The following is a 22622-nucleotide window of genomic DNA, read 5'->3' on the forward strand; positions in this document are numbered from 1 at the left end:
TCCTTTGATAATTTTGCGATATTTTAACCCCTTTGACTTTAAAAAGGGCTTTTTAGCCCCCTCCTTTCAAGCTCGAGTTTTAAGGCGTGGGCGTTTTGTTCTAAGCCCTCTTTAAATTTAGCCACTGTGGCAGGTAGGATTTGGAAAAATTCTAAATGCTGCGTGATGAAAAGCAAATTTTTCTCCCACCATTGCGCTTCGTTTTGCGGGTTAAAAACAAGAATTTGCGCGAGATTTAGCTCAAAATTATGCAGGATAGAATGATAAAACGCCTTCACCGCACTTTTGCTGAAGGCATCAAGTCTCTCCTTTGCCCTGTCGCAATCACCCATCACCTCGCGCATGAAGTCCTTATCGTTTTGCACCAGTTTGAGTTTTGCAAATTTAAGCGCGAAGGCTGGGTTGAAGTCCTCAAAAAAGGCGATGAAGTCCTCGCATTGCCTCAAAATGTCGGCTAAATTCCGCCACGCTTGGCAAAGCTGGGCGTTTTGCTCCTCCACACTCTGCAAAGTAAGGGGAGGAAAGGGTTTTTTCAAGCTTTCATCACATAAATTTTCTACGCACCATAAAAAGGGCTTCTCCTCTGTGCCTGCTATCCTCGCACCGCCCTCTGTGGCATTGTAAATGCTAAGCTCAAATGCAAGCCGGGCATTTTCAATCCCAATTTCTAGCATGTAGCGGAATTTATTCCAAAGCCCGTGCGTCCACACCACGCCCTTGCCACCATAAGCGGGGGCGCTTTCTTTTTCGGGGTAAAACTGAGCATCATAATGCTCCCCGTAAATATAGCCCTTAGGATGCGAGGCCCCGCCCTCACCATAAGCTAAGTCTTGACCGATGAAAATGATGTTTTTATGCTCCAAATAAATGGCTAAAAAAAAGGCATTGTAAGCGACAGTCGTGCCCTGCGCGAGGGAGAATTTGGGATCAAAAAATTTAAATTGGGAGGAAAATTCGTCATTGTAGGGCGCTAAAACAAAACGGCGCCCGCTCTCCTCTAAATAACGCACTGCACTGGGATGCACTAAGAATAAAAGGACGAAAAGTGCGCCCTCGTCGATGTTAGCGTGGGCTTTTTTGATAAGCTCTGAGGTGATGGCCGTGCGCTCAAGCATCACCACATAATCGGGCCTTATGTCGTGCTGGGCTAGAATGCTATAAGCCGAATCGGCACAAATGATGCTAAATTTATCTTGATGTGCTTTTAAAAGTGGAAGTTGCTTGGTGAGGCTTGGCCCGGTGGATACGATGAGAGCGGTTTGGGCTTTTGATTTTCTTTCTTTAAGCAAAGTTTCAAAAGAAGGCTGAGTGAGCATGGGGACGAGATTGGCTACAAATTGCGTTATGCCCTCAAAGGCGTCCTCGCTGCTATTTCCCAGTGCGGCGATGTTGTTTTTAATGGCGCGAGTGATGTTTTCATTGAGCTTTAGAATTTCACTTTCAAAGCCCTCATAAAAAGCGCTTGTGATGTGCAGGGTATAGGTGCGTAAAAAGGTGAAAATGCGGGGGTCTGTCAGGAGGATGGCGAGATTGCTTTCATTGATATGGCTGTCAAAAATCATCAACCTTTTGCCTTCCAAATCCTCGCTAAAATCTAAAAAATGAAAGGCTAAGTAAAGAATTTCAAGCTCATCTTCAAAAACGATCAAGTGCTTAAGGTGAGAATTTTTAAGTAGGGTTTTAAATAAAACGCCATTACCAAAGCCGTAAAAATAAAGCACGGGATAAAGTAAAAACTCTTTGTTAAAAATTTCAAGCCTCTCTTTAAGCTCTAAAATGGGGTTTTGATGGACGCGTTTGCCGCTGATGTGGATGAAATTTAAAGAAAGCACGTCCCCACCATCGCTGATGGGCTTAAATTTGCTCGAGCTTAAATTCAAAAGGGCTAGGCGTTGGTAGGGGTTTATGAGATAAGAAACATTCCTCTCAAAAAGGGCTTTTTGCTCAGGGGTAAACTCACTCAAACAAAGGCTCCAAAAGCGTCTCAAGGTAATCCGCAGGATTAAAGGGAATGAGGTCTTGCATTTTTTCACCCACACCCACATAAAAAATCGGCAACTCAAGCTCTCTAGCAATGCTAAAAAGCGCCCCGCCCTTTGCCGTGCCATCGAGCTTTGTGATGATGACGCCATCAAGCTTTATGAGGTCGTTGAAAGCCTTAGCCTGCAAAATTCCCGCATTGCCCTGCGTGCCGTCTAAGACTAAAATTTTGCGGTGGGGTGCAGAGGGGAGGGCCTTAGCACAAATGCGAACAATTTTTTCAAGCTCAGCGGCTAAATTTTTTTGATTTTGCAGCCGACCCGCCGTGTCCAAAATAACCCTATCAAAGCCCCTAGCCACCGCCTTGCTGATCGCATCATAAGCCACCGCTGAGGGGTCGTGTCCCTGTGCTGAGAGGACGATGTCCGTGCCTATTTTCTCACTCCACAAACGCAGCTGCTCGATCGCCCCCGCCCGGAAGGTATCACAAGCGCCCAAAAGCACCTTTTCTCCCTCGCTTTTATACCAATGGGCAAGTTTTGCGATGCTGGTCGTCTTACCCGCGCCATTGACTCCCAAAATGAGATCCACAAAGGGCTTTGGGGCTAAATTTTTCGCCCCCTCGTAAAGAAAATACGCCCCCATCACGCGCTTTAAATCCTCCCTTTTAACCGCATCGCCGGGCGGGAGGTAGTGGAGTATCTCCTCAACAATCTCATAAGCCACATCGGCCTCAAGCAAGAGCTCTTCGAGCAAATTTTTGTTTAATTTTTGCTGCGATTTTACGCCGCTGATGCTTTGCAGAGTTTTTTGTAGGCCTTTTTTCAAAAATCCAAGCATCACAACACCTTAGCAATGTCAATCTCTAGCATTTCGCTGGGCACTAGGCCTAAGTATTGCTTGATGAGCGTGCCGCCTTTGCCGTATAAAAACATCATCGGCACACCGCTCACGCCACCTAAAACTCTGGCGAAAAGGTAATTTTCCTCGCCATTTGCGATTTGGTAGTTGATTTTATGCTTGAGGGTGAAATTTTCAAGCCCCTCTTTGTCCTTGTCCTCGAGTAAAACGCCGATGATGTTGAAATTTTCTTTGTATTTTTCTTGGATTTTATTAAGATGTGGGATTTCACCCAGGCAGGGCATGCACCAGGTGGTGAAAAACACAAAAAGCGTGGCCTTGTTGGCATTATCAAAGCTCAAATGTCCCGCCTCCTTTTTTACGGCCATAGAGCCGCCATCAAACATTTTTAAGCTGAAGGATAAATTTTCCTCATCCATCTGCTCTTTGACGCTGCTGATATTGTTATCCTCATCTTGCTTTTCACTGCTGCAAGCCAAGAAAATCCCCGCGATCAAGGCCACTGAAAGCAAATTTTTAAGCACTTTTTCAAACATCATTTTGCCTCGCTTTAAAATGCTAAAATTGTAGCAGGGGATGATAAATTTAAGGGACAAGATGCAAAAAGAACTCTTCAGGCAGGAGCAAAAAAGAAGGCTCAAGCAAAACGCAAGGCTAAAATTTAAGAAGGATTTTTTGATCCTCAAGGACTGCCTCCAACTCATCAAAAGGATGAAGGCGAGGAAAATCCTCATCTTTTTGCCCCTGTATTATGAGCCAAATTTGGTGCGCTTTCGCAGAATTTTAAGCAAAAATTGCGAACTTTTCGTGCCGCTTATGCAAGATAAAAGTTTAAAAATTGTAAAATTAAGACTGCCTTTTTCAAAAAAGCGCTTTGGGGTTTTAGAGCCAAACAATTCTTTTTTATCCGTAAGGCTTGATGTAGCCATCGTGCCTGTAATCGGCGTTGATTGCATGATGAAAAGGATAGGACACGGGCAGGGTTTTTATGATAGATTTTTTGCAAATTTAAAACAAGAGCCTCGCATCATTTTCGTCCAAAGCATAGAGGCTTTGAGTGAAGTAAAGCTCACAAAAAGTCACGATATCGCTGCTAAGTTTTACCTCAGTCCCCATAAAAAATATTTTAAGAAAGAAAAGAAAAATGATAGCACTCATCGCACTTATCGCCGCTTTAGTCGGCATTGGGATAGGATATTTGCTCGCTAAAAAAATCAGCGATGCCAAGCATGAAATTTTTGTGGCTCAAGCAAGGGCCAAGGCAAAAGCCATAGAATACGAAGCCGAGCTCATCTTAAAGGATGCGAAAAATTCCGTTCTAAACGCCGAGCTTGAGGTCAAAAAGCGCTACGAAGATAAGGCGCATAAAAATCAAAAAGAGCTCAACCACAGGCTTGATGAGCTTCACAAAAAGGAGCAGAGGCTGAAAAACTACGAGGAAAAAATCAAAACGAGCGAGGAAGAAATCGCTAAAAACAAAAGAGAAGTGCAAGAATTTTACAATGAGAGCCTCAGGCTAAAGCAAAGCTATGAGAATAGGCTGAGTGAGCTTTTTGTCGTGCTTGAGAGGGCATCAGGCCTTACGCAAAATGAGGCCAAGGCCCTGCTTTGTGAGAAGATTGAGGAAAATTCCCGAGCCGAATTTGCCCACATCATCCGCAAATACGAAGAGGAGGCAAAAAGCGAGGCCAAAAGGCGCGCCAACTACATCCTAGCGCAGGCCACTTCGCGCTTTGCGGGGGAATTTGCCGCCGAGCGCCTCATCAATGTCGTCAATATCAAAAACGATGAACTCAAGGGGCGCATCATCGGCAAAGAGGGGCGCAATGTCAAGGCCTTGGAAATGGTTTTGGGCGTGGATATCATCATCGACGATACGCCAGGCGCCATCATCGTAAGCTGCTTTAATCTCTACCGCCGCGCCATCGCCACGAGGGTCATCGAGCTTTTGGTCGAGGATGGGCGCATCCAGCCGGCGCGCATTGAGGAAATTTACGAAAAAGTTTGCAAGGAATTTGAGGGCAACATCCTAGAAGAGGGGCAAACCATACTGATTGATTTGGGGCTTTCTAAGATGCATCCTGAAATCACCAAGCTCATAGGAAAGCTCCGCTACCGCGCAAGCTACGGGCAAAACGCCCTCGCCCACAGCCTAGAAGTGGCGCATTTGGCCGGCATCATCGCCGCAGAATGCGGGGGGGATGAAAATTTAGCGCGCCGCGCGGGGATTTTGCACGACATAGGCAAGGCTTTGACGCATGATTTTGAGGGCTCTCATGTGGATTTGGGTGCGGAGCTTTGCAAGCGCTACAAGGAGCATCCGGCCGTCATCAACGCCATCTATGCCCATCACGGCTACGAGGAGGCTTTAAGCGTAGAATGTGCGGCCGTCTGTGCGGCCGATACCCTGAGCGCAGCAAGGCCGGGCGCTAGGCGGGAGGTTTTGGAGGCCTTCTTAAAACGGGTAACGGAGCTTGAGGAAATCGCCAAAAGCAAGGAAGGCGTCAAAAGTGCCTACGCTATCAATGCGGGGCGTGAAATTCGCATCATCACCAACGCCAGGGTGGTGAATGACGATGAAAGCGTGCTTTTAGCCAAGGAAATCGCCGCCGAAATCGAAGAAAAAATGCAATATCCGGGCGAAATCAAGGTCCATGTCATCCGCGAGCTAAGGGCCGTAGAATACGCGAGGTGAGCCTTGCAGGATATGATGGATACGCTTTTGCGTTATGGTTATGTGGTCTTGTTTTTCTACTCTCTGGGCGGGGGCATGGTAGGAATTTTATGCGCGGGGGTTTTGAGCTCCTTGGGGAAGATGGAGCTGTCCTGGTGCATAGCCCTAGCCTTCATCGCTAACACCCTAGGCTCAAGCGGGCTTTATTTCTTGGGAAAGCATGGCAAAAAGGACTTTCTGCCCTATTTCAAAAAGCATCGGCGCAAGCTCGCCCTAGCCCTGCTTAAGGTCAAACAACACGGCACGATTTTAATCCTCACGCAAAAATTCATCTACGGGCTAAAAACCCTCATCCCCCTAGCCGCCGCCCTTGCCAAATACGATCTCAAGCGCTTTCTCTTTCTCAACGCCCTAGCTAGCTTTATTTGGGCTTTATCTTTGGGCTTAGTGGGTTTTGCTTTCGGGGGTTTGGTGGAGAAAATTTTTGAAAAATTTGGAAACTACAGCTATGCGAGTTTTTTATTTTTAGGGCTTTTGATCGCCCTTTTGCTTGGGTATTTGGCTAAATTTTCTCAAAAAAATGCCTCTTAGTTTCTCCCGCACCTCCTTTAAAGAATTTCTTTTTTTCCTGCTTTTTTGCCTGAGCCTTTTGGGCTTCAATGTCGGCTTGGAATTTAAGGCTTATTTAAATTTCAAAGAGCAAGGGCATTATTTTCTGCCCCAAGCCCTAGTGGAGCAAAGCTACGAAAAAACCCGCCCCAGCGGTAAAAGCTACCGCGTTTTAAGACTCAAGGCGGACGATTTTTACTTTTACACCACAAGCTACAAGGATTTAAATTTAAGCCGCGGCGACTTGCTAAGCCTTAAAATCATCACAAACGACATAGGCTTTAGGGACTATTTGGCAAAAATTTTCTACGCGCCGGGCTATGATTTGACCCCACTAGGAAAGCGTGAGGATGGCCTCATCGCGCGCTATTTTCTCTCCCAGCACAGCGAGAGCAAGGCTAGGGAATTCTACGCCGCCCTCTTTTTTGCCCAGCCCATCTCCAAAGAGCTAAGGCAGGACATCAACCACTACGGCATCGCCCATCTCATCGCCATTAGCGGCTATCATATCGGGCTTTTGTTCGCCCTCATTTTTTTCTCCCTAGCCCCCTTTTATAGCTTTTTTCAAAAAAAATTCTTCCCCCACCGCAACGCAAGGCTGGATTTAAGCCTCCTCATCTTCGCCCTCCTCCTTGCCTACGCCTACCTCATAGGCTTTGTGCCAAGCTTCATCCGCTCGCTCATCATGGCCTTTTTTGGCTTTTATCTTTTGATGAAAAATGTCAAAATTCTAAGCTTTTTCAGCCTCTTTCTCTGCGTCTGCCTTTGCATCGGCCTCTTCCCGCGTCTGCTTTTTAGCGTGGGCTTTTTCTTTTCGGTTTTGGGCGTTTTTTATATTTTTTTGTATTTGCATCATTTTGCGCGCTTTTTCCACCCCATCATCAAGCTCATCTTGCTTAATGTTTGGACCTTTTTGGCGATGGTTTTGCCCGTGCTTTACTTTTTCCCCCTGCTTTCTTTCCAGCAGCTCTTTGGCATACCCTTAAGTTTTGCCTTTGTGCTTTTTTACCCTGTGGTTTTGTTTTTGCACCTCATCCATGCGGGCTCTCTTTTGGACCCCCTCTTGCTGGAATTTTTCGCTTTTAAATTCGCAAGCATCGACTTTAATCTGCCCGCTTGGGCCCTTTGGGGCTATCTTTTGCTCTCACTTTTGAGCGTGCGTTTTAGGGCTTTGGCGCTTTTTTGCCCCACCCTTAATCTTATCCCCTTCTTTTTCATTTAAAAGGAAGCAAATTTTCACCCCGAAAAGATAAATCACCCAAGAAAAATAAATCCAAATGAAAAAGAAAAGTATGGTCGAAAAGGACCCATAAACGCTCGCATAGGTTTTATTGTAAATCACATACAGCACGAACAAAAGCTTCCCCCCATACCAAAGCCCCGCCGCACCGAAGGACACAAGGGCTAGAATTTTAAGCCTCGCCCCGCCCACCGAGCTAGAATACGCGATGAAAAAAAGCCCCCACACCAGGGCAAAGGGTAGGATTTCAAAAAAATTCACGCCGATATGATAATCGTCCAAGGTTTTTTGCACTAGAGCCGAAAGGTAAAAGCTAAGTCCCAAGCCCAAAGGCACGAGGGTTAGCAGGGTCCAGTAGGAGCTAATACTCTGCCAAAAGCCCCTCGCCTCGCTTTTTGTGATGCGGTTGATGACAAAATCATAGCCCGAAAAAAAGGCCAGCGAGGTAAAAGCCATCGCCACAAGCCCGACCAAGCCCAAATTCACGCTATTTTTTAAAAAGGTGTCCAAATACCCCGCGATTTGCTCCTGATGCGCGGGGATGAGAAAGGTAAAAATCACCGCCTTCGCCCGCTCATAATGTTCCCTAAAGCTTGGCACCTGCGTAAAAACCGAAAAGCACACAAACAAAAGCGGTATGAGTGAAAGTATGGAGTAAAAGCTAAGCGCCGCCGCGTGGTTTAAAATTTCCCTATCCCTGAGGGCAAAAAGCCCTTTTAAAATCTTTTTCATTGCATCACCAAACGCATCAAAGTCAGCTCCTCGCCCTGCAGGGTCTTAAGCTCCTCGCCCCCACAAAGCGGGCATCTAAAAACATTTTCCTCCAAAATGCTCCGCCCCCCGCACTCAAGACAAGAAATTTCAAGCGGGGCAAGCTCCACAAAAAGCTGCGCTTCCTTGCAAAGGGGCGAATTGAGTCTAAAAGTCTCAAAGCAACGCTCAAAAAGCCCCAGCTCTATCCCGCTAAGGCGTCCTATTTTTACATAAATTTCTCGCACCGCCGCCGCATCCTCACGCGCCGCATAATCCTCACAAAGCTCCACCAAAGCCTCCACTATGCTAAGCTCGTGCATCAGCAAATCCGCGGTAAAAGCTCACCCTTAGGCAGCTCCAAGAAACGCCGCGCCCCGTAAGCATTTTCTAAAATCACCCGCGCCTTTTTTTCCGCTCCTAGCTCACCGATGAGGGCAGCACTTGGATTAAAACGGCGCAAAATTTCCAAAGCCGCCACCGCGTCCTCCTCCTCCACCGCTAGCACAAAGGTCCCCTCACAAGCTAGCTCATAAGGCTCAAAGCCAAAAAGCTCACACACCCCTGCCACCTCATCACGCACGGCTATCGCCTCCTCCCGCACGCAAAGCTCTAGACCACTCTGCGTGGCCCACTCGTTTAAAACCGCACTCAACCCCCCCCGCGTCGCATCACGCATCGCCACGACGCTAAGTTTTGAATTTAAAAGGCTCAAAACCTCCTCGCTCAAGCTTTTGCAGTCGCTTTTTATATCCGCTTCTAGCCCGTTACGCCGCACGAGAACCGCCGCGCCGTGTCTGCCCACATCGCCGCTAAGTAGGATTTTCTGCCCGGCTTTTAAATTTTGTGTGCGGCAGGGTTTGATGAGGCGACCTAGGGCGGTGGTGTTGATGAAAAGCCCATCCGCGCTACCTTTTGGCACGACCTTCGTATCGCCGCAGACGATTTTGACCCCTGCAAATTTAGCCTCGTCTTTGATGCTTTTTAGAATTTTTTCAAAATCCGCCCACAAAAAGCCCTCCTCGATGATGAAAGCAAGGCTTAGAAATTCGGGCTTTGCGCCGACCATAAGCGTATCATTTACCGTGCCTGCGATGGCTAGTTTTCCGATATTTGTCGTCTCGTCCAAAAAAATGGGGCTAAGCGTGAAGCTATCGGTTGTGAGGCTAAGCTCTCGGGCGGGGATGGTGAGGAGGGCGCTATCGTTAGCCTCTTTTAAGATTGCGTTGTCAAAATGGCTAAAGATGAGGGCTAGAAGCTCGCCCATCTCCTCGCCGCCGCCGCCGTGTGCTAGGGTGATCGTTTTCATCGTTTGCCTTAAATTTTTGCAAAATTATAATATTAATGGCTTAAGCTCTCTTTGATAATCCTCTCTTTTTCACCCTCAAGGGCGTTTGTGTGCTGCTCTAGAATGTGAATTTTAGCTTCCACGCTTTCAATGGCTGAAACGATTTTTTCCTGTGCGGCGAGGGGAGGGAGGGGGATTTTTAAATCGTTAATTTTGCTTGATAAATTGTTAATATTTGAACCCGTTGCAGAATTTTCAAGTTTTTGCTTAAAATCATCATTTGCAATAGAATAGAAAACAAATTTTGCATTAAAACGACTTCTCAAAATCCCCATAAAACCACCAGCGTAATATTGGATATCGTCTTTTATAAACGCCACTTTTCCTATATGTTTTAAGCTTCCGCTTGAAAAACACATAAAAATATCATTTTTTCGTAAAATTTTATTCCTATCCCCCACAAAATTCTGTTTAAGATAAATCATTTTTGAAAGCTCAAAAGTATTATTTAAAGTGATATTGTCCGCAGTCAATACGATATTTTGTGTCTTTTGTGTTGTTTGCTCGGTTTTGTCGTATGTTATACCCCTTACAATCTCACACACTTGCTCTAGCTTTACCCTCTCCCAGCCCTCACGCGGCGGGGTTGGTAAAGAAGCTATAAGAGCTTCTAGGCTTTGAGTAAGTCCTGCTTTTTGCAAGATTTTTGTAATGAAGCGTTGTAAGATTGCCCTTTGTGAAAGGAGAGATTCTATTGTCTTTAAGATTTCTTTAAGCTCTGCCTGTTCTCTCTCTCTCTCTCTCTCGTTATTAGCGTTCAAGGCATTAGCTAAAATCTCTGCTTTTCTTGTTTCTAACATTTCAAGCTTAGAATCTATTCTTTTGATTTGAGATTCTACGCTATCAATAGCACTTACGATTTTTTCTTGTGCTTCAAGGGGTGGGAGGGGGATTTTTATGGCTTTTAAATATTTAAAATGTCTTTCATATTTTTCTTTGTTGGGTATTTCACTTTCTTTTAAAATATAAAAGGCTAATTTGGTGTTAAGTTTATTTTTAAATTTTAGAATTTGAGTGCCGTCAGCCCCTCTAAAAAATGGAAAATCTACGAATTTAAGACTGCAACTATGGTCACCGAAGACGATTAGAGGTAAATCGATGATAGGATTTTCTAAATTTGTCCATCCATTAATAATCCCGTTTTCTTGCGAAATGATAGGGTAATTGCCCTTATCTAAAAAATTATTTTTTGGAATTTTAATATCGTTGAGTTTAGGCTTTAAAAGCATTTTTTCTAGCCTTACCCTTTCCCAGCCTTGTTTTGGTGGGGTGGGGATAGAATCTAAAAGGGCTTTTAAGTCATTTGTATTTGTCATACTGAAGGGCTTTGAGCGTGAAGTATCTAATTTAGATTCTATTTTTTCTTTTTCACAAGGGGGAGGGGCTTGAATTGCGAAGTCGCTCCCTCCCCCTTGTGTATCCCCCACCCCGACAACGCTTTCAAGGTTGTGCTTCGCACTTTCATTGATTTTTATTGTGGCAAAGTCGTGCTTTGCCACCGCAAAATTTGCAAAAAAATCTAGCTTAGATTCTAGCTCTTGTATAGAATCTAGCAAGGAAGCAATTAAGCGGCTAGTTGCCCCCCCCCCCGATAGATTCATCAGTATTTGCAATAATGCCGCAATTGACTAAAATCGCTTTAATCAACTCTTGGTATTTTTCTATGCTCATTCTTATGGTGTTATACTGCTCTTCTACCTTTTCACATTCTGCTACGATTTGCTTTTGGATTTCTAAAGGCGGTAGGGGGATTTTTGTGTTTTTAATTTCATTTATATTGATACTTTCAAACGCCATTCCCTGCCTACCTACAAATAGGTTTTTGCTGTGTTGCAATATAATAAAAAGAAAATCAAAATTTTCCGCCCTAATAGCCGCAAGTCCTCTGCCTATACAAATTTTCTCATAAGGATTTAAATTCACAGCACCAACAGGAGCACGCACGCTTACCAAAATATCATTTTTCACGCTTTCTTTTGTGATTTGAGAAGTCCAAACATTAGAATTTTTTAAATATTTGTCGCCAAAATCTTTTTTCCCTTGAAAAAATAAAAGCCCCTCGTTCCTATCATTGTAAAACTGCGATTGTGGAGATTGCCCTGCAATAACTTCACACACTTCCCCCAACTTCACAAGCGGATATTTACAATTTTCAAAAGGATTCTGTGTTTTGCCCTCGCCTTGTGAATTGATAGGATTTAAACTTATCGCCTTATTAAAATCCACTTTGCTAAAGTCTAGCATATCTATGAGTTTTGCTTTAAAAGCATAGGGGCTTAAAACTTGTGGGATTTCTTGCTCTTTTTTAAGGGATTTTTGAAAGTGATTGTCTAAGGCTTTTAAATCAAGTTTGCTTAAATACTCTTGCATAATGTAAAAGCTAAGTTTAGAGCTATCAAAACGATTTTTAGGATTATAAAGAGGGGTTAGAATCTCGCTTATAGCATTTATGCCTGAAGCGGTGATGTATTGTATGCCTTGCTTACCCTTTTTATTACTCCACTCATAGCCTAAGAATCTTTTCTGCTCTTTGTTATCGCTTGGGGCTTTTATAATGAGTGGGTTAGAATCTAAGCAGTAGCAAAAGTATAGAAACTTCTCTGCTTCAAGTTTTCTTATAAATTCTTGTTTGCTTTGACTTGGAGTAAAGGGATTTTGTGCTTTATGTTTATCGCTTTTTTTATTATATTCATCTTTTTCTTTTTGGATTAAAGCTTTGTAAGCATTTGCATATTCTTTAAAAAGCTCGTTTGTATAAAGCGTAGAATCTTCTTGCAAATTTAGCTCTAAAAGTGCTAAAAACTCATCTTTGTCGTATTCTCTAAAGGTGCAATATGCTTGAAGTAAGGCTAAAAATTCACCTTTATAAGCTTTTAAAAGTGTGGTTAGCTTATTTTCTACAATGTGTTTATAGAAGTCTTTGTAAAGGTCATTTTGACTTGTTTTTGTATCAGTATTTTTTGCCTTACGCAGAGCAAAAAGAATGATAGGATTTGTGCCTGTTTTAAAAAAGGTTTGATTACCTAAACTTACAAGGGCGATAATGTAAAAGTCGCGCAGCATTAGTTCTCTAGTGGCTTTGTAGATGCTGTCTTTGTTGATTAAAGAATTTGGCAGGACAAGGGATAAAAGCCCACTATCTTGCAGAGCTTTACTTGCTTTTTCTATAAAAAAGCATTCTATGGCGTTGTTTGATTCTATATTAAGCTTATCGTTAAAAAGCTCATAGGCACTTCTTACATCATCGCTTAAAACATTTAAAAAGCCATCTACTGAATAGGGTGGATTTGAAATAAGCACATTAAATTTAGAATCATCTATGCCGCATTCAAACGAGTCGTTAGCTAAAATATCCATATCTGTGCTGTGCATAAAGGAAGCAATTTTAGCGATTTTAGCTAGGCGGGGGTCTTTATCTTGTCCTAAAAATTTAGCTTTTTTATAGGATTTATTGATTTCTGCGTATTGGGTTAGAAAATGTCCTGCTCCACAAGAAAAGTCTAGCACACTAGCATTTTTAAACACAGGCAAAGAATGGATAATAAAATTTACCAAAGGCACAGGGGTAAAATACTGCCCCTCTTGTTGTGGCATATCGTGGATATAGCTTTCAAAATAATCGCCTAAAATATTAGAATCTGCATTTTTTGTAAAGGCTGTGTCCTCTAGCTTTAGGACTATGGGTAAAAGAATTTTAAAGTTTTTATAAAAAAGATTTTCGTTATAAACTTCTATGAAATTAAAATCGCCATTGGAAAAATATTTCAAGTCATTAAATATATTTTGGATTTTCTCTTTCACAACAATGCCTTCAAACGCACTTGTAAAAGCCTCCTCAATGCTGTCTTTAGAATGATAGGTGATTGTTTGATTAAGATATTTTTCCATTCCCGTTTTATAGAGCTTTTGCAGTCTATCTACTAAATCAAAGGCAGAATCACGGCTATAACCACGCCAATTAAAGTGCAAGTCATTTGCATTTTCTAACTCATCAGTGATTTTACATAAAAAAAGATTCATTAGCCCATTTAATGCTAATGACCTATCGCCCACTGCATTTGCCCTTAAAATGGTCGCCCATTCGTGTCGCTTTTTTTGGATTTCGCTTTGACTCATAGGCTTTAGATTATCTAGCTTTGGTTTAAGCTTAGTGATATTATAAATGGCAATTTCATCTTCAAAAATTCCACTTTTTTCATACTCCTTAGCGTAAGTATCACTCCATATTTGAAAGACTTCTTTATTTGAATTTGCGTCTTTATAGCCTTTCTTTTTGCTTTGTGCTAAAGTGGCTTCATTATCTTGCATATTGATAATGTAATTTTGATATTTGATATTTTTAGATTCTGCTTCTAAATCGCTGGTGTAAAGGCACAAAAATTTTGTAGCTTTTTCTTGCTGAAAATAGCTAAAAAGCTGTCCGCCATTATTTTGCATTCTCTCCCATTCTTTGCTAAATTCGCTTTTGCTAGTTTCCCCTGCGGTTTTGCACTCTATGATGAGATAGGGGGCATTTTTATTATCACGCACTAAAATATCAGCTTTGCCACTTTTTGCCTCTCTGCCTAGCTGCCATCTTGGCTCTAGCTCTAAAGACTCTGCTTTATAGCCCTTTTCTAATAATCTATGCACACATTCAAAGACGACAAAATTTTCAGGGTGAGAGAAGTTTGAAGTCGTGGCATCGTGTATCTTTATGCCTTGCGGGTAAATGAGCTTTTGCTTGGCAAAATCCACTTGCATACCATAGCCCCCAACCCTCTTAGCATAAAGCTCGCCTTTAGCCTCAAAGCCCAAAAGCTCCAGCACTTCTTTAAAATTTTTTTCCTCAATCATCTCCACCCCGCCCCAAATTCACCGCCACCCGCAGCGCCCACTCGCGCACTGGTTCATAAGCTCCCCCCTTGGCATCCTCCCGCTCCCGCGCCTCTCCCCACCCTCGCCCTCGCAGTTGCTAAAGGACACCACAGAGGCAAAGGGCAGCGTGTGGAAGGCATTAGCCTGCAAAAGCGAAAGCGCCGTGAGCGTGAAGCCACCTCGCGTGAGATGCTCCAGCAAATCCTCGCGCGTGTAAAGGGGCCTGCTAAAAAGCGCGAATTCCTCCGCACTGATGCGCGTGTTTGTGGGGATGATGCGCGTGCCATCTTGCGAGCGGATGGCCACCACGGCGTGTGCGCCGCTTCTGCCACTGGATGCAGTGATGTCCATCAATAAAATAAAAACCGAACCCCCGGGGGAATTTAAAATGAAATCCAACCCCCGATCGATCCCCGCCGCATCAAAGCCTGAAACAGGAATTTGCCAGTCATACTGAGGCAGGAGCGAAATGGCGCTGGCTAGAGCGATGTTATTGCTATTGATGGAAATGAGCTCGGGCGTTACGGGCGTGCCACGCCGCACAAAGAGTCGAAACCACCCCAGGACATCGTTTAAGCTTTCATAAAGCAAAGAATGTCGCAGCCCAAAGGACACGAAGGGGTTAGCCCCCTCACGCGTGTCGAAAAAATACCCCCCCGATCGGCGCGGCTCGGCGGGATTTTCTAAAATTTCAGCCACGATTTGAAAGCTCTGCAAAAGGCAAATTCCACACACCCCCGCCCCGCTTTCTGAGCCATCTGTGGTTTGGATGATGTCTAAAAATCTCTGCCGCCACGCGCTTGTGAAGCGAAAGGTGCTAGGCAGCGGCGTGGGTCTTAGCTCGCGTTTTTGACGCGTCAAATTCTCAGCGCCCGGCGCGGGACAATAGGGCAAATTCTCGCCCAAATTCGCATCGATGAAGCGCAGCCACTCAGCGCCCTCGACACTCAGGGAAAAGTCCGAAGTCGGGCTATTGGCCCTGTCCTTTTGCAGATAGCTTGGCGTTACGATGTAGGGCACTCCCCAGTGCAAACCATAGCGGGTCAGGCGCAGGGCGTGGTTTTCAAAATTCACCAAGGCCACCCTGCCCTGCCCCGTGGGGATGAATTTCCAAAAGGCGCGGTTGAGCTTGGGCGGGGCCTCATCCGTGCATTTGGCCCACCAAGCCCAGTTCCACTCATAGCCCTCGCTGTCCGCATAAAGGCAGTCAAGCCGCGCGGCTGGCTCGTTGTAGCTCGCGATGTGTCCGCTTTCTAGATTGTAGTAAAGCGGGGTGGTGTTTTTGCTGGAGCTGTTGTTTTTGAGAAAATAGCGCTCATTGCCGTCCCTAGTCGTCAAATCCCAAGCGATGAAGGTCTGCACGGTCAAATTCGCAGGCTGGGCTATGGTATCTGCCCATTTTTGCATATCCTTATGCAGGGTGTGCACTCTGAGGCTTTTATCGCGCACCTTAGCCGCATAGATATAATCCCCATCGTCCTTGAGCGTGTAGGCCTCATCAAGGCTATAAAAATGCCCATCTTTGAGCCTCCACTGCTGAGACTTGTCGTTGATAGCGCAAGGCATCAAAAGCGCATAGTCCCTAGTCTGCGCCCCTTGCGCGACGGAGTCTGGCGCACTCACGCAAAACCACGAGCCATCAAGCTTATAGGCAAGGCGCGAAAAGACATCATACCTAGCCTTCAGCGCCCTTTTATCACTGCAAAGACTCAGGGATAAATAAATTTTCCCACTTCGCGAAATGTAGGGCGCGTAGCAAAATTCATTGACGCTCGTATAAACCTTAATCGCCCTATCCTGCGGAGTCTGGACCCTCTTTTGCGGGGCGGCGGAGGCGGAGCTTACCAAAAGCACAAAAAGCAAAGCCACCACGCGCCAATCCATCACCTCTCCCTAAAGCCGTATTTGTAGTAGGCCGCGCAGGCCCCCTCGCCTGAAACCATGCAGCTTCCGATGGGATTTTTGGGCGTGCAAGCCGTGCCAAAAACCTTACAATCATAAGGTTTGGCAAGCCCCCTTAAAATCTGCGGACAAAGGCAGGCCTTGCTCTCCTTTTTGCTCACCACCTCGCAGTCAAAATGCTTTCGTGCGTCCAAGTCGGCAAATTCCTCCCGCAGCTCAAGACCTGAATTTAAAATCACCCCCAGGCCCCTGAATTCAAAATCACAGGGCTTAAAATAGCGCGCCACCAAATTTTTCGCCCTCTCATTACCCCCCGCACTCACGGCGCGCGAGTATTGGTTGAAAACCTCCGCCCTGCCTTCGTTGCATTGGCGCACCACATCCAAAACTCCCTCCATAATATCCACAGGCTCAAAGCCACTCACGGCTATGGGCGTTTGAAATTTCTGCGCCAGGGGGGTGAAAATTTCATAGCCCGTTATCACGCTCACATGCGAGGGGCCCAAAAAAGCGTCGATCTTAACCGCCTCATCGCTCATTATCGTCTCCACAGCAGCTGGAACGGTGATGTGATTGCTGAAAAAATAGACATTTTTGAGCTCCTGCTCTAAAATTTTTTCCAAAAGCAAGGCGCTCATCGGCGTGGTCGTCTCAAAGCCTATGGCGAAAAAAATGATTTTTTTGTCCGCATTTTCTGCAGCGATTTGCAGCACTTCAAGGGGCGAGTAAAGCGCCCTCACATCCGCTCCGCGCGCCCTTAGCTCCTGCAAAGAAAGCTCACTCCCCCTCACGCGCAGCAAATCGCCCAAAGTGCAAAAAATCACCCCATCTTGCGCGGCGAGTTTGAGGGCGGTATCGATGCGAGAGCGAGGCATGACGCACACGGGGCAGCCTGGGCCGTGGATAAAGTTGATTTCTTTGGGCAGTAGCTCAGAGAGGGCGTATTTCATGATGCTGTGCGTGTGTCCGCCGCAAATTTCCATGATATTTAGCGGCTTTTTCGCTTCTTTTTCTATAAGGGTTTTGAGGGCTAGGAGGGTGTTTTTGTCTCTAAATTCATCGATGAAATTCATAAAGTCCCAGGTCCCCCTCGTCCTCTTTTATCTCCCCGCTTTGCATCTTTGCTACGATTTCCTCGTAGGTTTTAAGGCTCTGCAGTGCGGCTTCTTGGTCTATCTTTTCCATCGCCACGCCCACATGGATGAGCACAAAATCCCCCACCGCCAAGGGCTCGGTGATGAGGTCCAAATTCACCCGCCGCTTCACGCCCAGGGTCTGCACGAGGGCGTTGTTGTGCGCGTCGATCTCAACGATCTTAGAGGGTATCGAAAGGCACATTAAAAACACTCCTTTTTAAGCCGCAAAAACTGATACCAAAGCTCCAAATTTCTGCCCGTTCTCGCGTCCAAAGTGATGATGTCGGCCTTGGGATTGAGCCGCTTGATGAGGCTTTTTGCCTCCGCAAAATCAAAGTCAAAATGCTCGGCCAAATCGGCCTTTGTGATGAGAACCATATCCGCTTTTTGGAACATCACAGGGTATTTTTGCGGCTTGTCGCTGCCCTCAGTAACCGAGAGCAAGACGACATTAAAATGCTGCCCCAAATCATAGCTGGCCGGGCAGACCAAATTCCCCACATTTTCAATGAAAAGCAAATCACACGCTTTCAAATCCAAATGATGCAAGGCCTCATGCACCATAAAGGCGTCCAAATGACAAGTCTGCCCCGTGGTGATTTGAAAGGCCTGCGCCCCCGCCTCGCGCACCTTTTTCGCGTCATTTTCGCTTTCCAAATCCCCCTCAATCACAGAAATTCTAAACTCCCCCCCCAAAGCCTCGATGGTTTTTTGCAAAAGCATGGTTTTACCGCTTCCCGGCGAGCTCATGAGATTGATGCAAGGCACTCCTGCGGCGCTAAAATGCTCTCTGTTATGCGCAGCTTCGTGGTCGTTTTTACTCAAAATGCTAGCAATGACCTCCACTGTTTTTGCCTGCTTGAGCTCGGGATTTTCGCGAGTGCGAAGAGTGTGCGCCTCCCCCATCGAGCAACCACAGTCCTTGCACATTTTTTCTCCTTATAAACAGCTTCTTGCAAATTTCAAACGATATATTTTAAACAAAAATCTTAAACAAAAAATTTTCATTTGTAAAAATTTATATCTTTAAAAAAATAAGTTTTAATTCGTTCACCTTCTATCCTCTATGATCTCCACATCGATGATTTCTTCGTTTTCGTTTTGATTGCGCGGCGTTTTGCGCTTGAGCGTGCTTTCAAAAACGAGGGCAAAGACAAGGACGCAAATCCCCAAAAGTGAGCTTAAAACGCCCGGCACCAGCAGCAAAAATCCCGCGATGACGAAAGAAAACTGCGTGAGCATGTTTTTGAAACTTCCCATTTGAAATTCAAGCATGTTTTTCCAAAAAAGCGCCAAAAGCGCCACGCCAGCTAGCATACTCAGCAAAAGAAAAAGCAAAAAATTCCCAAAGCCAAAGGCGATGATGAAAAGCGCACTGAAGGCCACCTCCACGACGATGAGGGGCAAAAAAGAAAGCCTCATAAGCCAAGCCTCCTAATAGCCTCCAGCGCCTCGCTAGCCTTGAGGATGCTTTTTTTCAGTCCCTTGCGCTCGATGAGCTCTAGCGCGTCATTTTCCAGCTCCTTACCCACGATGAGCGCGTAAGGAAAGCCCATCAACTCAAAGTCGTTCATCTTCACGCCAAAGCGCTCAGGTCTGTCATCGAGCAAAATTTCTAGCCCCTCATTTTTCAGCCCCTCATAAAGCTCTGTGGCAAATTCCAGGCCCCTCGCGTCCTTGACATTAGAAACGATGATGCAGAGGCTAAAGGGCGCTAGGGCCTTACCCCACACGCAGCCCTTTTCATCGTGACTTGCCTCCACCGCCACCGCGACAAGGCGACTCACCCCTATGCCATAGCAGCCCATGAAAAAGGGCATCGCCTTGCCATTCTCGTCCAAAAAATGCGCATCCATCGCGGCGGAGTATTTTTGCCCGAGCTTGAAAATATGCCCCACTTCGATGCCCTTGCTTTTTTGCAAATTCCCCCCGCAAAGCGCGCAGCGGTCATTTTCTCGCACTTCCACCAAGTCCTTAAAACGCTCCTTGTTTAAATTCACCACCTCAATGCCCACCAGATGATAATCCTCCTCATTCGCCCCCACGATCATCTGCCTCTCACCCTCAAGCTCCGCATCCACATAAAATTCCACGCCACCAAGCCCCACAAAGCCGATAAAGCCGGGCCTCAAACCCGCCCCCACAAGCTCGGCCTCAGTCGCCTCCACAAGCTCCAGCGCCCCGCAGGCATTTTGCGCCTTTGTCTCCTGCAAGTCATCACACCCCCGCAGGAAAAAGACCACCAAGCGGCTTCCGTCCTCAAAAATCGCTCTCCTCACCACCGCCTTGATGGTGTAAAAGGGATCGATTTTGAAAAATTCCGCCAGAGCCGCGATGCTTTTGACGCCCGGCGTGTGAAATTTGCTAGCATAAGCTGCCTCGGGACGCTCTTTATCGCAGGTTTTTTTAGCCCTCTTTGCCGCCTCAACATTGGCCGCATAATCGCATTTTTCACAATGCAAAACATCATCCTCCCCGCTGGGCGCAAGGACCATAAATTCCTTACTCCCGCTCCCTCCGATGGCGCCGCTATCGGCCTCAACGACCCTAAAATCAAGCCCAAGTCGCCTTAAAATGCGGCAGTAAGCCTCGTGCATGTTTTCAAATTCCCGTGCCAAATCTTGCGCATCCTTGTGAAAGCTATACGCGTCCTTCATCACAAATTCACGGCAGCGCAAAAGTCCAAAGCGCGGGCGGGCCTCATCGCGAAATTTCGGCCCGATTTGGTAGAGATTGAGCGGGAGTTGCTTGTAGCTGGTGATTTTGTTTTTCACCAAGGCCACCATCGCCTCCTCGTGCGTGGGCGCTAGGACGAAGTCGTTTTCCTTTCGGTCCCTAAAGCGCAAAAGCTCCTTGCCAAAGGCCTCATAGCGCCCACTTTCCTGCCAAAGCGCGGCAGGCGTGCTAAAACTCAGGCTCGTCTCTAGAGCTCCTGCCCTGTCCATTTCCTCCTTAACGATGGCGTGAATTTTGTTCAAAACCCGCTTTCCCAGCGGCAAAAACTGATAAAGTCCGCTACCAAGCTGCTCGATAAAGCCCGCCCGCGTGAGGAAGATGTGGCTGGCTAGCTGGGCGTCTTTGGGGGCCTCCTTGAGGGTCGGGGCGTAAAATTTAGTGAATTTCATCGTTTTCTCCTTGATTCAAGCCGAAGAGGTATTCTAGGCTTTGGGTGAAATTTTGCGCGTTGTTTTGCAGATTTTTCAGCCTCAGGGTGGGCCCGTGCAAAAAGGCCTTGAAAACCTGATGGATGAGCCTCCTAGCCTCCTCTTCATCGCTTTTTTTCAAATAGCCCTTCGCAAGGGCTCTCGCAAGCTGCTCATCAGCGCACTGCTTGGCCAAAAGCCGTAGCGCCTTGATAGTGGGCGTGAGGGTGAGCTCGCTGAGATTTTTAAAAAATTCTCGCGTGGCCGCACTGATGATACGGTAGGCGATCTTAGCCTCGCACTCTCTGAGGGCTAAATTTCTTTGCACAATTTCCTTCAAATCATCCACCGCGAAGACCTCCACGCCCTCCGTCTTACTAAGCAAAACATCTCGCGGCACAGCCATGTCAAAAAAATAGCGCCTAAAAGCGCAAGGACGCAGCAAATCGTCCGTGATGATGGGCGCGGCGGCATTGGTCGCGCAAAAAAAGAGCGCGTGTTTTTGCAGGTAAAGCTCCAAACGATCCAGAGCATCAAAGCGGCTTTTTGCACCTAAATTTTGGCTTAAATTTTTTGCCTTTTCTAAGGAGCGCGCCAGAATGACGACCCTCCCCCCGGCCTGCAAAAGATGCCTCGCAGCTAGCGCGGCCATCTCTCCCGCGCCGATGATGAGGGCCTCCTCGCCCTCAAGCTCTAAAAGCTCCCTAGCCTTGCTCACGGCGACCGAGGCGACTGAGATGGGGTTTTTAGAAATTTGCGTCTCATTACGCACTCTGGCCGCACATTTTAGGGCGTGATGGAGGGCTAGGGCTAAATTTTCGCCGCAAAAGCCGCCCTCCTTGGCAAAGTCAAAGGCGTTTTTTATCTGCCCTGTGATCTGCGTCTCACCCACGACAAGGCTATCTAGCGAGCTAGCTACGGAAAAAAGATGATGGATTGCCCCGCTTCCCTCAAAAATATCCGCCCTTCGCATCAGCTCCTTATAATCCACGCCGCAAAGCAGGGCGAGGCTCGTGATGATGTGCTTGTCCGTGCCCTGAGTGTCCCTCACAAAGGCTAGAATTTCCACGCGGTTACAGGTGCTGATGATGAGGCTTTCTAAAATCGAATCCTTGGCCGCGATGAGCTTTAAAAATTCCCTCTTCTGCGCCAAATCGCCCAAAGAAAGTCTCTCTCTCAGGGCTAGATTGGTATTTTTATGCGTGAAACTGATGCAAAAATACTCCATCAAAATTCCCTCTCAAGCAAGGCGGCGATGAGGGCCTCAAGCTCTTGCTTGCGGTGATCTTTGATCGAGGCTAGGGCGAGCTGGGCCTGACTTTGGGCTGTAGCGCGTGCCTTTTGTAAACTTTCATGCTCCTCAAAGCCAGCCCTTAGCCAAGCGCTTTCTTCGGGGCTAAGCTCCCTTTTGAAGAGTCCCCTTAGTCTCTCTTGCGCGGGCGGGGTCAGGCTCTTGTAAAGGTAGATGTAGGGCAGGGTGGTTTTGCCCTCCTTAAAATCGCTCATAGCGGGCTTTCCGAGCGTTTTTTCGTCGTTTTTTACATCCAAGATGTCATCGATGATTTGAAAGGCAAGCCCCAAATGCCTCCCATAGCCCGCAAACGCCTCCTCCTCAAGCCCCGACAAAACCGCCCCACATCGCGCCACCGCCTCGATCAAAACGGCGGTTTTGTGGTGGATCATCTGCATGTAGGCCTCTTCGTCGGGGTTGAAATTCTCACTCAAACGCACGTCCATAAGCTCACCGATGGCGAGTTTGCTGACCGCTTGAGAGAGGATTTGCGCGATGCTTTGATTTTGCTTGCTGAGCTCAAAGAAGGCCTTGGAATACAAAATGTCCCCGAGCATGAGGGCGTTTTTCGTGCCAAATGCGGCGTTGATGGACCTTGCGCCGCGTCTTAACGCACTCCCATCGATGATGTCATCGTGCAGCAGGCTTGCTAGGTGGATGAGCTCGATGATGGCGCATAAAACCACACTATCCTCATGCTCCGGCGCGATGCTGAGTAGGAGCTTGGAGCGGAGTTTTTTGCCGCTTTTGAGATGGCGAAACATCTCCAAAATGGGCGCATAGGCCAAATCCTCCAAAAAGGCCTCAATCTGCGCGTCGATCCTTTGCAAA

The 22622-nt window shown here is 46.5% G+C and carries 20 protein-coding genes; 4 read left to right on the forward strand and 16 right to left on the reverse strand.

Features of this window, described 5'->3' with window-relative positions; translation table 11 throughout:
* Nucleotides 1–38: 38 nt before the first annotated feature.
* The 3 genes from Q4A73_RS01060 to Q4A73_RS01070 are packed head-to-tail and all read right to left on the reverse strand — an operon-like array spanning nucleotide 39 to nucleotide 3377.
* Nucleotides 39–1964 carry a motility associated factor glycosyltransferase family protein gene (locus Q4A73_RS01060; protein ID WP_303205583.1) on the reverse strand — a complete coding sequence of 642 codons (1926 nt, stop codon included), beginning with the start codon at nucleotides 1962–1964 and terminating at the stop codon, nucleotides 39–41.
* Complete coding sequence (gene ftsY / locus Q4A73_RS01065) at nucleotides 1957–2820, reverse strand: signal recognition particle-docking protein FtsY (RefSeq protein WP_303205584.1); 864 nt, start codon at nucleotides 2818–2820, stop codon at nucleotides 1957–1959. The genes Q4A73_RS01060 and ftsY overlap by 8 nt, the downstream gene beginning before the upstream one ends.
* Entirely contained in the window at nucleotides 2820–3377 is a 558-nt protein-coding gene (locus Q4A73_RS01070; RefSeq protein ID WP_303205585.1) for a TlpA disulfide reductase family protein, read from the reverse strand. The genes ftsY and Q4A73_RS01070 overlap by 1 nt, the downstream gene beginning before the upstream one ends.
* A gap of 61 nt (nucleotides 3378–3438) precedes the next feature.
* Between Q4A73_RS01070 and Q4A73_RS01075 the strand changes: the two genes are divergently transcribed.
* From Q4A73_RS01075 to Q4A73_RS01090, 4 genes are read left to right on the forward strand one after another with little or no spacing between them, the layout of a single operon-like run.
* Nucleotides 3439–4050 (forward strand): 5-formyltetrahydrofolate cyclo-ligase, encoded by a 612-nt coding sequence (locus tag Q4A73_RS01075; protein ID WP_303205586.1) that lies wholly within the window; start codon nucleotides 3439–3441, stop codon nucleotides 4048–4050.
* Nucleotides 3986–5536 (forward strand): ribonuclease Y, encoded by a 1551-nt coding sequence (gene rny / locus Q4A73_RS01080; protein ID WP_303205587.1) that lies wholly within the window; start codon nucleotides 3986–3988, stop codon nucleotides 5534–5536. The genes Q4A73_RS01075 and rny overlap by 65 nt, the downstream gene beginning before the upstream one ends.
* Nucleotides 5537–5539: 3 nt before the next feature.
* Complete coding sequence (locus Q4A73_RS01085; RefSeq protein ID WP_303205588.1) at nucleotides 5540–6106, forward strand: DedA family protein; 567 nt, start codon at nucleotides 5540–5542, stop codon at nucleotides 6104–6106.
* Nucleotides 6096–7346: a ComEC/Rec2 family competence protein gene (locus Q4A73_RS01090; RefSeq protein WP_303205589.1), complete on the forward strand. Its 1251-nt coding sequence runs from the start codon at nucleotides 6096–6098 to the stop codon at nucleotides 7344–7346. The genes Q4A73_RS01085 and Q4A73_RS01090 overlap by 11 nt, the downstream gene beginning before the upstream one ends.
* Here the strand turns inward: Q4A73_RS01090 and Q4A73_RS01095 are convergent.
* The 13 genes from Q4A73_RS01095 to Q4A73_RS01155 form a co-directional block, all read right to left on the reverse strand.
* Nucleotides 7269–8096 carry a YihY/virulence factor BrkB family protein gene (locus Q4A73_RS01095; RefSeq protein ID WP_303205590.1) on the reverse strand — a complete coding sequence of 276 codons (828 nt, stop codon included), beginning with the start codon at nucleotides 8094–8096 and terminating at the stop codon, nucleotides 7269–7271. The two genes, Q4A73_RS01090 and Q4A73_RS01095, sit on opposite strands and share 78 nt — an antisense overlap.
* Nucleotides 8093–8437: a hydrogenase/urease maturation nickel metallochaperone HypA gene (locus Q4A73_RS01100; protein ID WP_303205591.1), complete on the reverse strand. Its 345-nt coding sequence runs from the start codon at nucleotides 8435–8437 to the stop codon at nucleotides 8093–8095. Before Q4A73_RS01100 ends, Q4A73_RS01095 begins: the two co-directional genes overlap by 4 nt.
* A complete protein-coding gene (hypE, locus tag Q4A73_RS01105; RefSeq protein WP_303205592.1) occupies nucleotides 8437–9423 on the reverse strand; it encodes a hydrogenase expression/formation protein HypE in 987 nt (328 codons plus the stop codon). The genes Q4A73_RS01100 and hypE overlap by 1 nt, the downstream gene beginning before the upstream one ends.
* 32 nt (nucleotides 9424–9455) lie before the next feature.
* A complete protein-coding gene (locus tag Q4A73_RS01110) occupies nucleotides 9456–11075 on the reverse strand; it encodes a restriction endonuclease subunit S (RefSeq protein WP_303205593.1) in 1620 nt (539 codons plus the stop codon).
* A complete protein-coding gene (locus tag Q4A73_RS01115) occupies nucleotides 11035–14298 on the reverse strand; it encodes an N-6 DNA methylase (RefSeq protein ID WP_303205594.1) in 3264 nt (1087 codons plus the stop codon). The genes Q4A73_RS01110 and Q4A73_RS01115 overlap by 41 nt, the downstream gene beginning before the upstream one ends.
* A gap of 18 nt (nucleotides 14299–14316) precedes the next feature.
* Nucleotides 14317–16203: a DUF1561 family protein gene (locus Q4A73_RS01120; protein ID WP_303205595.1), complete on the reverse strand. Its 1887-nt coding sequence runs from the start codon at nucleotides 16201–16203 to the stop codon at nucleotides 14317–14319.
* Nucleotides 16203–17294, reverse strand: coding sequence for a hydrogenase formation protein HypD (gene hypD, locus Q4A73_RS01125; RefSeq protein ID WP_303205596.1), 1092 nt, complete (start codon nucleotides 17292–17294; stop codon nucleotides 16203–16205). Before hypD ends, Q4A73_RS01120 begins: the two co-directional genes overlap by 1 nt.
* Nucleotides 17278–17559, reverse strand: a complete 282-nt coding sequence (locus Q4A73_RS01130) for a HypC/HybG/HupF family hydrogenase formation chaperone (protein ID WP_303205597.1) — start codon at nucleotides 17557–17559, stop codon at nucleotides 17278–17280. Before Q4A73_RS01130 ends, hypD begins: the two co-directional genes overlap by 17 nt.
* Nucleotides 17559–18287 carry a hydrogenase nickel incorporation protein HypB gene (gene hypB / locus Q4A73_RS01135; RefSeq protein WP_303205598.1) on the reverse strand — a complete coding sequence of 243 codons (729 nt, stop codon included), beginning with the start codon at nucleotides 18285–18287 and terminating at the stop codon, nucleotides 17559–17561. Before hypB ends, Q4A73_RS01130 begins: the two co-directional genes overlap by 1 nt.
* 120 nt (nucleotides 18288–18407) lie before the next feature.
* Entirely contained in the window at nucleotides 18408–18779 is a 372-nt protein-coding gene (gene fxsA / locus Q4A73_RS01140) for an FxsA family membrane protein (protein WP_303205599.1), read from the reverse strand.
* Nucleotides 18776–20482, reverse strand: coding sequence for a proline--tRNA ligase (locus Q4A73_RS01145; protein ID WP_303205600.1), 1707 nt, complete (start codon nucleotides 20480–20482; stop codon nucleotides 18776–18778). The genes fxsA and Q4A73_RS01145 overlap by 4 nt, the downstream gene beginning before the upstream one ends.
* Nucleotides 20469–21728, reverse strand: coding sequence for a glutamyl-tRNA reductase (gene hemA, locus Q4A73_RS01150; RefSeq protein ID WP_303205601.1), 1260 nt, complete (start codon nucleotides 21726–21728; stop codon nucleotides 20469–20471). The genes Q4A73_RS01145 and hemA overlap by 14 nt, the downstream gene beginning before the upstream one ends.
* Nucleotides 21728–22621 carry a polyprenyl synthetase family protein gene (locus Q4A73_RS01155; protein ID WP_303205645.1) on the reverse strand — a complete coding sequence of 298 codons (894 nt, stop codon included), beginning with the start codon at nucleotides 22619–22621 and terminating at the stop codon, nucleotides 21728–21730. Before Q4A73_RS01155 ends, hemA begins: the two co-directional genes overlap by 1 nt.
* Between the last annotated feature and the right edge of the window lies 1 nt (nucleotide 22622).

This window comes from Campylobacter sp. (genome assembly GCF_030528245.1).
Lineage (GTDB): Bacteria > Campylobacterota > Campylobacteria > Campylobacterales > Campylobacteraceae > Campylobacter_D.

What these genes read in the sequence shown, in the direction of transcription:
- ftsY (WP_303205584.1), bottom strand. Translation starts at nt 2,820, where the DNA reads ATGCTTGGATTTTTGAAAAAAGGCCTACAAAAAACTCTGCAAAGCATC.
- Q4A73_RS01070 (WP_303205585.1), bottom strand. Translation starts at nt 3,377, where the DNA reads ATGTTTGAAAAAGTGCTTAAAAATTTGCTTTCAGTGGCCTTGATCGCG.
- Q4A73_RS01075 (WP_303205586.1), top strand. Translation starts at nt 3,439, where the DNA reads ATGCAAAAAGAACTCTTCAGGCAGGAGCAAAAAAGAAGGCTCAAGCAA.
- rny (WP_303205587.1), top strand. Translation starts at nt 3,986, where the DNA reads ATGATAGCACTCATCGCACTTATCGCCGCTTTAGTCGGCATTGGGATA.
- Q4A73_RS01090 (WP_303205589.1), top strand. Translation starts at nt 6,096, where the DNA reads ATGCCTCTTAGTTTCTCCCGCACCTCCTTTAAAGAATTTCTTTTTTTC.
- Q4A73_RS01095 (WP_303205590.1), bottom strand. Translation starts at nt 8,096, where the DNA reads ATGAAAAAGATTTTAAAAGGGCTTTTTGCCCTCAGGGATAGGGAAATT.
- Q4A73_RS01100 (WP_303205591.1), bottom strand. Translation starts at nt 8,437, where the DNA reads ATGCACGAGCTTAGCATAGTGGAGGCTTTGGTGGAGCTTTGTGAGGAT.
- hypE (WP_303205592.1), bottom strand. Translation starts at nt 9,423, where the DNA reads ATGAAAACGATCACCCTAGCACACGGCGGCGGCGGCGAGGAGATGGGC.
- Q4A73_RS01115 (WP_303205594.1), bottom strand. Translation starts at nt 14,298, where the DNA reads ATGATTGAGGAAAAAAATTTTAAAGAAGTGCTGGAGCTTTTGGGCTTT.
- Q4A73_RS01120 (WP_303205595.1), bottom strand. Translation starts at nt 16,203, where the DNA reads ATGGATTGGCGCGTGGTGGCTTTGCTTTTTGTGCTTTTGGTAAGCTCC.
- hypD (WP_303205596.1), bottom strand. Translation starts at nt 17,294, where the DNA reads ATGAATTTCATCGATGAATTTAGAGACAAAAACACCCTCCTAGCCCTC.
- Q4A73_RS01130 (WP_303205597.1), bottom strand. Translation starts at nt 17,559, where the DNA reads ATGTGCCTTTCGATACCCTCTAAGATCGTTGAGATCGACGCGCACAAC.
- hypB (WP_303205598.1), bottom strand. Translation starts at nt 18,287, where the DNA reads ATGTGCAAGGACTGTGGTTGCTCGATGGGGGAGGCGCACACTCTTCGC.
- fxsA (WP_303205599.1), bottom strand. Translation starts at nt 18,779, where the DNA reads ATGAGGCTTTCTTTTTTGCCCCTCATCGTCGTGGAGGTGGCCTTCAGT.
- Q4A73_RS01145 (WP_303205600.1), bottom strand. Translation starts at nt 20,482, where the DNA reads ATGAAATTCACTAAATTTTACGCCCCGACCCTCAAGGAGGCCCCCAAA.
- hemA (WP_303205601.1), bottom strand. Translation starts at nt 21,728, where the DNA reads ATGGAGTATTTTTGCATCAGTTTCACGCATAAAAATACCAATCTAGCC.